11 protein-coding genes are annotated in these 12,784 nt (G+C 41.5%); 1 reads left to right on the top strand and 10 read right to left on the bottom strand.

The features are described from left to right. Positions 1 to 191 precede the first annotated feature (191 nt). From CC90_RS0103730 to CC90_RS0103700, 7 genes are all read right to left on the bottom strand, one after another. Positions 192 to 1,871: a glycoside hydrolase family 13 protein gene (locus tag CC90_RS0103730; protein WP_031389483.1), complete on the bottom strand. Its 1,680-nt coding sequence runs from the start codon at positions 1,869 to 1,871 to the stop codon at positions 192 to 194. Between the two features lie 20 nt (positions 1,872 to 1,891). Continuing rightward, entirely contained in the window at positions 1,892 to 2,704 is an 813-nt protein-coding gene (locus CC90_RS0103725) for a carbohydrate ABC transporter permease (protein WP_408606090.1), read from the bottom strand. Positions 2,705 to 2,748: 44 nt separating this feature from the next. Further along, positions 2,749 to 3,789 (bottom strand): carbohydrate ABC transporter permease, encoded by a 1,041-nt coding sequence (locus CC90_RS0103720; protein WP_031389481.1) that lies wholly within the window; start codon positions 3,787 to 3,789, stop codon positions 2,749 to 2,751. A gap of 144 nt (positions 3,790 to 3,933) precedes the next feature. Further along, on the bottom strand, positions 3,934 to 5,268 hold the full coding sequence (locus CC90_RS0103715) for an ABC transporter substrate-binding protein (RefSeq protein WP_031389480.1): 1,335 nt from the start codon (positions 5,266 to 5,268) through the stop codon (positions 3,934 to 3,936). Positions 5,269 to 5,757: 489 nt separating this feature from the next. Then, a complete protein-coding gene (locus tag CC90_RS0103710; protein WP_031389479.1) occupies positions 5,758 to 6,543 on the bottom strand; it encodes an alpha/beta hydrolase in 786 nt (261 codons plus the stop codon). Positions 6,544 to 6,609: 66 nt separating this feature from the next. Beyond that, on the bottom strand, positions 6,610 to 7,623 hold the full coding sequence (locus CC90_RS0103705; RefSeq protein ID WP_031389478.1) for a LacI family DNA-binding transcriptional regulator: 1,014 nt from the start codon (positions 7,621 to 7,623) through the stop codon (positions 6,610 to 6,612). A 119-nt stretch (positions 7,624 to 7,742) separates the two neighbouring features. Further along, a complete protein-coding gene (locus CC90_RS0103700; protein WP_031389477.1) occupies positions 7,743 to 8,924 on the bottom strand; it encodes an MFS transporter in 1,182 nt (393 codons plus the stop codon). Positions 8,925 to 9,107: 183 nt separating this feature from the next. Between CC90_RS0103700 and CC90_RS0103695 the strand changes: the two genes are divergently transcribed. Continuing rightward, positions 9,108 to 9,989, top strand: a complete 882-nt coding sequence (locus CC90_RS0103695; protein ID WP_031389476.1) for a helix-turn-helix transcriptional regulator — start codon at positions 9,108 to 9,110, stop codon at positions 9,987 to 9,989. Between the two features lie 7 nt (positions 9,990 to 9,996). On the opposite strand, the gene CC90_RS0103690 is transcribed toward CC90_RS0103695, so the two are convergent. The 3 genes from CC90_RS0103690 to CC90_RS0103680 form a co-directional block, all read right to left on the bottom strand. Further along, entirely contained in the window at positions 9,997 to 11,055 is a 1,059-nt protein-coding gene (locus tag CC90_RS0103690) for a GGDEF domain-containing protein (RefSeq protein WP_031389475.1), read from the bottom strand. 113 nt (positions 11,056 to 11,168) lie between these two features. Then, the gene (locus CC90_RS0103685; RefSeq protein WP_031389474.1) at positions 11,169 to 11,960 is read right to left on the bottom strand and encodes a DUF3298 and DUF4163 domain-containing protein; all 792 of its coding nucleotides are present in this window, start codon (positions 11,958 to 11,960) and stop codon (positions 11,169 to 11,171) included. A gap of 7 nt (positions 11,961 to 11,967) precedes the next feature. Then, positions 11,968 to 12,783, bottom strand: coding sequence for a glycerophosphodiester phosphodiesterase family protein (locus CC90_RS0103680; RefSeq protein WP_031389473.1), 816 nt, complete (start codon positions 12,781 to 12,783; stop codon positions 11,968 to 11,970). Position 12,784: the final 1 nt, after the last annotated feature.

The raw sequence follows: 12,784 nt of genomic DNA, 5'->3' as shown, positions 1-12,784 counted from the left end.
CTGTTCATAGCTATATCATAACAGTTACTGCCATAAGAACGCAAGCCAATTTATTTGTATAAATAATATACGAGTACGTTACTGTTCACTCCGTCCACAGTAACGCATGATTTCTGCATTTCAATTCGCTCCGCGAAGCAGAAATCATCTCTTGCATCACGTTCTTACGCAGCTTAACAGCAAGTGTTAAGCTACTGTGTGAACAGTAACACGAGTGCTTCATATGGAAGGAGCTTATTTTCGCACTCTCCCTTCGAAGTACAATAATTATGTATCAAGAGCTCTGCCTTTTCACCACAAAATTCTTCCGGAATGCGAACTTCCAGCTCCTCATCTGAAAAATTGCATAATGTAAGCAACTTTTTATTTCCCAGCCTTCTTATATACGCAAAGATTTCCGGATCATCGTCCATAATGAGCTCAAAGCTTCCATACACGATAATATCGTACTCTTTTCTAAGCTCTATCAATTTTTTATAATAATGAAATACTGAATTGCTATTTGCAACTTCATTCTCTGCATTGATCTGGTCATAGTTGGGATTTACCTCTATCCAAGGAGTTCCCGTCGTAAATCCGGCATGAATATTTCGGTTCCACTGCATTGGAGTTCTGGCATTGTCCCTGCTCTTGCATCTTAAATAACTCATCATTTTATCATGGCCTACCACGCCTCCGTCCACCAGCTCTTTATACGAATTTATACTCTCGATATCTCTGAACTGGGACATCTCCTGAAAAGGAAAATTCGTCATTCCCAACTCCTCTCCCTGATAAATATAAGGAGTTCCTTTCATCATATGCAAACATGTCGCGAGCATTTTCGCCGATAATTCTCTATACTGGCTGCTATCGTTTCCAAATCTGGAAACAGCTCTCGGCTGGTCATGATTATCCCAATACAAACTATTCCAAGCACAATCTGCAAGCGCAGTCTGCCACTTAGAAAAGATTTTTTTGATAGGCAACAGCTCCTGTTTCTTATCTGTCCACTTTCCGATTTCTCCATCGCCTTCCACATGTTCAAAATGAAAAACCATGTTTAATTCCTTTTCATTCTCTCCTGCATATTTTTTGGCCTCTTCCACCGTGACTCCGGCAGTCTCTCCTACCGTCATTAAATCATACTTGGAAAGCACTCTTTCATTCATCTCTTTTAAGTAATCATGAACCTTCGGACCATGAATTGCATAAGGTCCAAAATCGCCATATACACCTCCGTTCAGTTTTCCATCCGGAAAGCTTTGATCCTTGGAAATCATACTGATGACATCCATCCGGAATCCATCGATCCCCTTTTGGCACCACCAATCCATCATTTCGAACACTTCATCCCTGACCTTTTGATTTTCCCAGTTCAAATCCGGCTGCTTAGGAGAGAATAAATGAAGGTAATACATCCTGGTCTCTTCGTCATATTCCCATGCCGGGCCACCGAAACAGGCCCCCCAGTTATTGGGTCTTAACCCTTCTGCTTTCCCTTCCCTCCATATGTAATAATCTCTATACGGATTGTCCTTGCTCTTCTTACTTTCCACAAACCACTGATGCTCGTCTGAGGTGTGATTTACAACTAAGTCCATAATAATCCTGATATCTCTGTTATGAGCCTCCGACAGCAGCCTGTCAAAGTCCTCCATGCTGCCGAACTCTTCCATAATACCCCTATAATCGCTGATATCATAACCATTATCATCGTTGGGAGATTTATAAATCGGCGAAAGCCAGATAACATCAATTCCCAATAACTTCAAATAATCCAGCTTCTCAGTTATTCCGGCTAAATCTCCAACTCCGTCCCCATTGCTATCCATAAAACTTCTCGGATAAATTTGATATACAACTGCTTCTTTCCACCATTTCTTTTCCATATCTTTTTTCCTTTTCTCTATTATTTTATTGCACCTTCAACCATACCTTGAATAATTTGCCTCTGTGCAAATAAAAACAAAATGATAATTGGTATCATCGCCAAAAATGCGGCCGTCAGAATCAAATCCCATTGCTTTACATAAGAGCCCACAAAGCTGCTTACCGCAACCGGCAAAGTCTTGATCCTGCCGTTCAACCCAAGCATCAGCGACGGCAACAGGTAATCGTTCCATATCCAGATTCCATTCAATATCAATATCGTCATCTGTACCGGTTTTAAAAGAGGGAATACAACTCTGAAAAAAGTACCCTCCGGACTGCACCCATCTATCCACGCAGCTTCTTCCAGCTCCTTCGGAATCCCCTTAATGAACCCGTGAAGAATAAATACCGACATCGATCCGCCAAACCCTAAATAAGCGAAAATAATTCCAACATAGCTGCTTAACAGCTTAATTCCCGTAAAAGAAGAAATCTCCCTAAACGTTGATAAAAGGGGGAGCATAACGACCTGGAAGGGAATGACCATCGCAGCGACAAAAATCATGAAAATAATCCCGGACCACTTCGTTTTATTACGTACAAGCACCCATGCCGCCATACAGGAAAAAACGGTCAGTAAAACGAGGGTAACAACCGTAATAAATAGTGAGCTCGCAAAAGATTTCCAATAACTGAAATTCTGATTGTTAATAACATTTTGCATATTAATCAGCATCTGCCCCCAATTTAACGGAGGCGCTACAGGGCTGATAACAATATCAGCGCTCTTTTTGGCGGAATTGAATATTACTAAAACGAACGGAGATAAAACTATGAGTGCCAATACCATAGATGCCAATTCTGCAATATATCTGTTTATTCTTTTGCTATTCATCACAGTTCCACCTCCTTCTTTTTACCAATCGACACTTGGGTCAATGATACAATTGCCAATATGATAAAAAATACAACTGCTTTTGTTTGCCCTTGTGCATATTGATTTTTTGCAATGGCCGTATTATAGATATTCAAAGCAAGGAATTCTGTTGAAGCAATCGCTTTCATTCCCAGTATCCTGCTCGGCGCACCGTTGGTAATCGCAAAGTTCAAATCAAATTGCTTAAAGGAATTTACCAATGTCAGGAAAATACAGACAGTAAACGTATTGGCTATCATTGGTACCTTTATCTTTATTAAAGACTTGAAACCGCTCGCTCCATCCACACCCGAAGCCTCTATAATATCCTTGGGAACTCCCTGCAGACCTGTGACATAAATCATCATAATATAACCTGCATATTGCCATGTACTGACTATTAATATAGCCGCAAGCGCCAGATTGGGGTCTGTAAGCATGGAAAGGCTGCCTGCGATGAACGAAGTAAATACCTTATTAAAAATAAATTGCCATACATATCCCAGAACGATTCCGCCAATTAGATTCGGAAGAAAAAACGCCGCTCTGTAAAAGTTTCTTCCTCTCACCTTTGATGTGCATAAAAGCGCTAACGCGAAAGCTGCCAAATTTACTGAAAGCATATTTAGTATGGTAAAAATGAATGTAATCAGCAAAGAATATAGATAGTCCGGAGAACTGAACATTTCTATATAATTTGCCAATCCGACAAATTCCGTGAATTTGATTCCATTCCAGTTTGTGAAAGAATAAAATATCCCGCAAATAAAAGGGATGATTACTGTAATTGCAAAAGCCGCCAGCAAGGGCAATAAAAATAAAACATTGATAATTGTCGTATGTTTTTTGCTTGGCAATAAATACGTTCCCAAAATTATTATAAAGATTCCGCCTATCAATAATATTCCTCTGCCGCCGGCATCTTTATCGAAAATATCCAGATATAAAGCATAGATAACACTGAACACTCCGAACAGTACAAATAAAATGGATATCACTCTTCTTACATTTTGCTCCATGTATCATTCTCCTTCATTTCTTCCTCGAAAACATATATAAAGAACAAAAGTGTGCTTCGCATACCCTCGTGACCAAATACTTTGGCAGCACAGCTTTTGTTCCTATTGCTAAATAAGGCGGCCTTAAAGCCGCCCTATTCCATTTTATTTCACATAATCTGCGATTGCAGTTCCCATCATCGCTACAAAAGTATCTTTATCAATTTCATCCTTTGCATATAATTCAAAAACTGCCCCTGTGGAGTTCATTGCGATTCCCTCCGGCATCTTGGTCCAGCCCCATGAATAGGTGTTGCCGGCATCCACATATGTTTTTAAGCTGACTGCAAGCGGCGTTGTAGGAGTTACCGTACAAGTTTCATAAGGTGAAATCATGCCGCAGTCAATCACAAGACATTTTTGTCCTTCTTCTGATGTCGCCAGTTCATTCAAAAAAGCTTTACAAGCATCTGTGTTTTTCCCGTTGTTATATACAGACCACCACGAAGGACAATCCGCAAGCACTCCTGATATTTCTTCCTTGGAAAATGCCAAAGGTGCTATACCGCAATCAAATTCAACATTATAATCCGGAAGCGACGGATCGATCCAGTTTCCCTGAGTGATAAAAGCAGTTTTGCCTTGTGCCCACAATGCAAGTTGATCATCATAGGTTCCTGATACAAGAGTGCTCTGATCCGAATAGTCAAAAAGCATTCCTATAAAGTCCGCAAATTGTCCTAATCTGTCATTATCGATGCTTCCTTCTTTCAGCATATCAATATACTTGTCATCTCCTCTTTCCAAACCGGCTGACAAATAATATCCAAAAAGATGATTTCCCGTGGACCAATACATCTGTCCGGATTCTGCGGCAACCGAACATACTGCAGTCAATCCCAGTTCCTCTTTTTTACTGTCTATCGTTTCAAATGCATTTTTATAAGCATCATAAGTTACTAAGGAAGCCGGATCGATTCCTGCTGCTTCCAAGACATTTTTATTATATGTAATTCCGTATCCTTCTACCGCATATGGAAATCCAACAACCTTTCCATCCTCCGACTTAAAACCGAAATCAGTCTGTGATGCCCACTCTTCACCGCTTAAGTCTGTCATATACTCTTTCCATGTCTGATAATCTCCTTCGCCGCCGAACACAAAGATATCAGGCATATTTCCTGCTGCCAAATATCCTTTCAAGGTTCCATTGATATCGACGCCTCCTCCTAACGATTCAATGACCACTTCCTGACCCGTTTTCTCCTGATATGCTTTTGCAAAGGCTTTTAACGGCTCATCAATCTCAATCTTTCCATTTACGATTCTTATTGCCTCGCCTGAAGCTGACACCTCCTCTGTTCCAGCCTCCGCCTTGTTTGTCTGTACTTCCGCGCCTGCGGAAGACTCTCCCGCTGTCTGTGTACCACTTCCGCATCCTGTCAATGTTGTGAATGCCATCGTTCCCGCCAATATCATAACTAACAATTTACTTTTCATATTTTTCCCTTCCCTTGTCTATTATTACACTAACTTCCATTTTTCGCACCAAACATTTGTTACTTATGCGCATAAGTTGTTTGTAATATGTATATTACCATCTAACATGGTTTTTCGCAAGCATTTTTCCATATTTTTTCGGTTTATTTTTAAATATAATATATATATTTCACATTTTTTTGAATTTTAGTTTATTTTTTATAAATGTGTCAACTTATGCGCATAAGTTGACGGTGTAAAATAACTAGTAATGTGCTTCGGCAGCACAACTTTTATTCCGTGTATAGCTGCACATCTTTTCTTCAAAAGACAACTCAGGTGCTTTCACCCATGTTTATATCATGGGAAAGACAACACCTCCACTCTTCACTATAACAAGGGCTTTCCCCCGATAACAAAAAAAGCCGATAACTGTGATCATAAATTCTCACAAGTTATCAGCTCTGCATCTTAGCTTCTGTCTCATCGATAACAAATATATTTAGTTCATCAATCAAGAGCTTTCCGCCGAAAGAACGCTTCGGCAATCTCAAGCCATTCGTCCGGTAAATAAAGAGCCAAATAGCCATGGTTATAACCTTTGGCTTCATAAATTTCACAAGATGGCATATATGACTTGAACATCCGCGCGGATTTTTTGACGCACTTCATTTCCTTTTCGCCATACCAGTACATTACCTGCGCGGTACTTTCTCTGACGCTATCCTTGAGCATGTATTGCATCATATAGGTACGGTACACGGTATAGAGGGTTTCTTTTCTGATCATTGGCATATCCTGCATATAATATGTTTTGATTTCCTCCGGGTATAACATCTTTTCCGGCACCATCTTAGGCATAACGGCAAGTTGAAAGCTGCAGGCTTTCTTACTGAATAGAAGCCCTCCGCAAGAACGGATCGCGGCAATACATAAACGCGCCATGACGGGGTTGGGATAGCAGATACTCCCGTCTATAATTGCCTTTTGAGTCAGATCAGGCTTTCGGGATAAAAGTTCCATTACAATTTGCCCGCCAAGCGATACACCGCACAAGGCAAAAAGCCGGCCGTCACATTTTTCTTCTATATATACCATCAACTTATCTGCCGTATCCTCAGTAGAAATATAGTTAGTGGCATACTCCTCCCCATGTCCGTCCAGCGTGGGGAGAATCACATGGTAGCGGTCGGACAGAGCTCGTGCTTGCCGTAAATAGTTCCACCATGCGTTCCCGCCTCCATGAATTAACATAATATGCGGATAGTCCTTATTTCCAAATTCATGAAAGTTCATGTGCCTCTCCTCCCTGGAGCAAACAAAATGGCTTCAATAATATGTGTATTCTTTATCAATTAATTATCAAACCTCTTTTACAGAATCCCGTTCCACTACATATACCGGAAGCCGCGTATAATTTTCTCCATAATCCTCTTCATGGATCATTTGAAACAGCTTTTCTACGGCAATGCCACCTTTTTGGGAAATATCCTGATGAACTGTCGTTAATGCCGGCCTTACCATTCTGCTGTACTCATTGTCGTCAAATCCAACGATAGATATGTCCTCAGGTATACTGACTCCATGATCTTTCAGATAATTTATTATGTGTACCGCGTAATAATCGGACGCACATACAAAAGCGGTATAAGACTTGACCCTACGGTGCACATCAGCCAGAAGCAAAGATAAATCCGCACCGTTTGGCCGAAGCATAATAAAATCCTCTTCATCGTAGGAAATTCCGGCCTCCGTTATCGCATCCTTAAAGCCTTTAAAACGTTCATAGTCACCGCCCTCACAGTTATCCGCAAGATATGCAATTTTTTTATGGCCTTTGGAAATTAAATGCTTTGTAATTTCATAGCATCCTTTTCTGTCTTCAATCCCCACATTTACATATTCAAATATGGAATCTTCGATATAACAGTCCACAAAAACCATAGGTTTTTTAACTCTCTTTTTCAGCAGTATCCCATCCTCTTTGGCAATCCCGAACAATATCAGCCCATCCACATTCCAACTGGCAACTGAATTTATTATCTCGGAAATATCATCTGATATATACAGCATAATAAAATATCCCTTTGCCCTGACACAGCTCTCAACAGCTCCTGTCAGTTCTCCTGCAAACGGATCTTTAATGAAATTTTCATATTTATCCCGATTCGTCTTCATTGCCAGTCCAATAATTCCCGATTCGTTTCTCGCGAGATTTCTGGCATTAATATTCGGAACATAATCATATTCTTCTATCAGCCGCCTTACCTTTTCTATCGTAGCAGAAGAAACTTCCCCCGTTTTTCCATGTATTACATTTGATACGGTAGTAGTACTGATATCGAGCATTTGAGCCATTTCTTTGATTGTGATCATCGCTATTCCTTACCTCACACCGCTAATTAGTTAAAAGATATAAATTAAATTCTGTATTTTGAAATGACATAATTATACCAAATGATAAAAGAAAAGCAAACGCTTATTTTATGCTTGTTTTATGCTTCTTTCAATTTCCTGCTCCACGCAATTCCAAAAAGTAACAGAATAGGGAATACAATCGCTGCCAAAATGCCGATTTTCAAATTGTCACCGAAATAGCTGGAAACCATTCCTACCACCGTAGGACCGCCTGAACAGCCCAAATCGCCTGCCAGCGCCAGCATCGCGAACATCGCCGTGCCGCCGCCCCGTATGGCCGCTGCCGCTTTGCTGAACGTACCCGGCCAGAGAATTCCCACCGAAAGTCCGCACAGGGCACAGCCTACCAGTCCCAGCGCCGGAACGGGTATGAGCGATATGCACAAATAGGAGGCCGCACACAACAGAACGCTGTAACTCATAAAACGATCCAGATTAATCTTTTCACCGTATTTTCCATAAAATACTCTCGATATACCCATCATCGCGGCAAAAGACATCGGCCCCGCCAAATCTCCCACCGTCTTGCTCACTCCCAAACCGTTTTCCGCAAAAGTGGATGCCCACTGACTAACCGCCTGCTCACTGGCTCCTGCGCATACCATCATAAGCATAAGAACCCAGAATATTTTCTTGGAAAACAGCTCTTTTATCGTCAGCCCTGTTTCACCTTCCTCAATGAGTGAGGCGATAGGAGCCTTCGCAAATATCACAGCATTTATAATCGGAATAATCGCCCATACCAACGCTAACAGCTTCCAGTTAGAAATGCCGAACGCCCGGAAGAATATGGTGGAAATCAAAACTACTCCCACATGCCCCCAGCAATAGAAGGAATGCAGCAAACTCATAGCCTTTTCTTTATTATCCGTGGGGCAGGCCTCCATCACCGGACTTACAAGCACTTCAAGAATTCCGCCGCCTATCGCATAAATAATTACTGCCATGAGCAGCCCGACAAACGGATCCGAAAATAACCCCGGCAATACAGTAAGGGACACCAAACCGACAGCCACAAAGATATGGGCGAGTAACATAGATGCCCGATAGCCGATTTTATCCACAAATCCCACGGATAGCATGTCCACCAGAAGCTGGATTCCGAAATTGATGGTGATGAGCATGGTGATTTTTGCAAGGGGTATTTCGTAGCTGTTTTGAAAGGTCAGAAATAGCAGCGGAACAAAATTATTTACAATCGCCTGCACTACATATGCGATGAAGCAGGCGTTAATCGTTTTCTTATAGCCGTTTTTCATAAAGCCGGTCCTCGTTCTCTCTTGGTTTTATCTCATGTCCGTCACACGTTTTTGCATTATATCACAGCCTTCATCTTCATTGTTTGCATTATTTCTTCAATTTATGATACAATATCTCCAAACAATATAAAAGATGTCTTAAAAGATGCAAAAGAAACCTCAAAAGAAAAGGGAGCATACGTTATGCAGGTCACAGAAATCATCACGGACGATACCTTACGGGAAACGAGAACTCATGGAAGCGCAGACTTTCAATTCGAATATTACTTTGACGATATTAAGAAATTCAATAAGCAATATGTGGAGTGGCACTGGCACAACGAAATTGAGATATTTTTTGTAGAACAGGGCCCTATTGACTGCCTGATCGGAAATGAGCGTATCCGCATCCATGCCGGCGACGGTATGTTTATAAACAGCGGAATTATCCATCGTTTCGAATCACCCGCCACCGGACACATGCCTAATATTTTGTTCAACCCCGAGTTCATCGCTCCCGGTTCATCGCTCATATATAAGAAATATGTATATCCCGTCATATCCTCCAGCTGCTCTTACGTCTTATTAAAGTCCGATGTTGCATGGCAGGCGGATATTTTGAATACACTGCGCCGTATTTATGAAGAAGCGCAGGCAAATGCGCTGATGAGGGAGCTGACCTTACAAACACTTATCTGTTCCATGTGGTCCGGATTATTTGTCCAGATACAAAGCTCTTTGTCCCAGAAAAGCTCAGAAGGAAATATTTTCATACAGCCCCGTTTACAAATAATGCTGCAATTCATATCCGAAGAATATTCCAGAAAGATATCCCTCGAAGATATTGCCTCTTCTGCCAATATAAGCAAAAGTGAGGCACTTCGCTGTTTCCATTTCGGCGTACAGACGACTCCCGTCAATTACTTGATCGAATACCGTTTAAATCGGGCGAGAGAAGCGCTGTCAACGACTAAGAGCACGGTTACCGCCGTCGCTTTGAGCACCGGCTTCGATAATGTAGGATATTTCTGCAGAATCTTTAAAAAGACCTATGGAATTTCTCCCAAGGCCTTCCAAAAGCAATAAGCAACAACTATATGATAGAATACCTGTTCCTACCCTCTGATTTCGATTTATACAGTCCTTTATCCACTCTTTTGAACACCTTGCTCATAGTATCTGTTTCCTGCATCTTGGTTATTCCTATGCTTACCGTTACTTCCTTATCATTTCCCAGCCTTATTCTCTTCAATATTTTATTCAGTTTATCGATCGTACTGAGCACACCTTCCTCAGAGCCATAATAAATGATGGAAAATTCATCTCCTCCCCACCTGGAAAGCAGGGATTCTTTATTCAACAGCGGATTTAGGCCCTTGGCAATCTCGCTTAACACCCTATCCCCTGTGCTGTGCCCGTAACTATCATTTATTTCCTTGAACAAGTCCACATCGAACAGCACGATATAGATTTCTTTTGAGAAATGCTCTCTGGTGTCTATAATCCCTTCCAGCTTTATATCGAAAATACGCCTATTGCTAATATTGGTAAGAACATCCTTGCTCGCCAGATACTCCAGTTTCTCATTCGCTTCCCGAAGCTGTATACTATACTCATTGAGCTTCTCCCTCTCCCTAATATATGTATCGGAATATAGGGTAAGGATAAGAAAACCCCCAACCAAAGTTATCGGAATCTGTATAAGCCTATCCTTAAACAGCATATCATAATCGTAAATCTTCAATATCTCAGGAAACCGATACTCAATATAAAACAAAACCGCTACCGTCAGTCCCAAAATAACCAAGAGTATCTTTCTAAGCCTGTTCTCATAAAGAAGAATAATACCTATCATAATCAGGAACAAATACGCAGTAGCACTGCTGTTCCCTCTCCCGCCGTTCAGCCACCCAATAGGCAGAATTACCAGAATAATATTCAGACTGAGAAATAATTGCAAATAAGACTCATAAACACTCTTACTCCCTAAAATAGACAAAGCCGAAACAAGCAGCAAATAAAACCATTTATAATTAGCGCTCATCGGATACTTCGTTATCGCATTCCCAACCACACACATGATTGAAAGAAAAAACGTCATTATACTAATATAATGAAAAGCCCTGTTTCTAATATCTGTACTTCGCTCCATCCAATCCCCCTATCCATTACGTATATTGAATCATTCTCCATAATCTTTTGCAATCCTCTAACAGAACCCAAAACTGCCGAAGAAAATTTCTCACAGCTTAATGACTCCCCATTTCAAGAGACTCTGTACTTCTCCTTCAGAAAGCCGGCCTCCGCATAAGGAATCATAAAATTCAAAATCCCCGCCGCATGAGGCGAAATAATATACTCATTCCCAATGATATGAAAACCGTCTTTTCCCAGATACCAAGTATCCTCCGTTAACAAATCTCCAACACTGCTTTCATATCCTTCAAAAAACATACCGGAATATTTCTCCTGCTTCGTCTGTTGGAGAATAGCATTCACGATTTCCTTAACCGCCGTCTTTTCATCCGTAGTTACATCGGCAAGCGTCAGCCGTTTTCCCGTCTTAGGATCGAAGTTCAGCGCTGCCTCCAGCGTATTGGGATGAGCTCCTCCCATATAGGATGAGGCACTCACCAGAAAGCTGATAACCGTTTCATCGGCCCTGTTTAAGGAAAAGACCGTTTCCATACCATAACCGTACCAGTTGTCCTTGCCTCTCGTTATATAATCTTCCTCCGCCCATTTCTTTGCATCCTCTACGGACATTCCATGCAAATTAAAGCTTCTGATATACTCGTTGATCGCCTGTGAAGCCTCTTTGTTTCCGGCAATATCCACCGTAGGTATGGTCTCCTTGATCGTAAGGAGTAGCGTCTTATCTTTCGCGGTATATTCCTCTGTTTTCTCTTCAAAGGTAATATTTATTGTCTGCTTTCCCGCGTCATTCCCCTCCTCTGCCTCTTCTTTTCCCTCTCCGGCGTCATCTTTTACCTCTTCCCTCGCGCCGCCATTTTTTCTCCTCCGCCCAACATCCGGAAACTTTGCATCCTCTTTCATTTCATCCTTATTTTTTAGGAACAAAGCTATCGAAAATAAATAAATCGAAGTCTTTCTTTCTCATATCGAGCTGTTGCTGTGTCTTTATTGTCCAAGCCACCGCAAGATTCCTGTACAGCCTTCTGCATATCTGTCTGGACGGCATTCTATGGTATTTATGATTATATGCAATAAAGTCCGGTTTCGTTACACAGTTTAGCAGTAAATGCTCCAAAGAAAAGTACAGCGGCCCCTTCAGCCCTTCTTCCTTCTTAAATACATCCGAAAGCTGTCCCCGCATAACCTCCTTACGGTGCTTCCTATACCAGATAAGCCCAAGAGGATTAAAGGATTCTATGCAATAGGCACCTTTATATTCCTTCAGCAGTCCGTCCGCCAGCTCGCAGACAGAAATATCTGTCCATTCAATTTTAAGTTCCACGATCAACGGAACTTTTCCGCCCGCCAGCTTCAGAAAATCTTCAAACCTCGGTATCTTCTCCTCAGAACGACAAAGATGGAACTGCAAAAGCTCTTCGTACGTATAATCCGAAACCTTCCCCTCCGCACCGCATACTCTCTTAAGCGTGAAATCATGAAATACGACAGGTATCCTATCTTTGGTAAGCTGCACGTCAAGTTCTACCCCAAAGCCTCTGTCTATCGCCTTTTTTAATGCCTTCAATGAATTTTCAGGGGCATCTCCTTCGTTATCATGCAGCCCTCTATGCGCGTATAAGACTCCCATAAAAGGAGTCTTATCAGGCTTATGCACCATGCGAGGCATAATAGCCAATAAATATAGTACTGCTAAAATTATTATAATGCTGATTATCACTGTCATT

Source organism: Kineothrix alysoides, assembly GCF_000732725.1.
Taxonomy (GTDB): domain Bacteria; phylum Bacillota; class Clostridia; order Lachnospirales; family Lachnospiraceae; genus Kineothrix; species Kineothrix alysoides.
The sequence above is the reverse complement of the archived record's forward strand: the minus strand, read 5'-3'. Positions and strand labels throughout refer to the sequence as shown.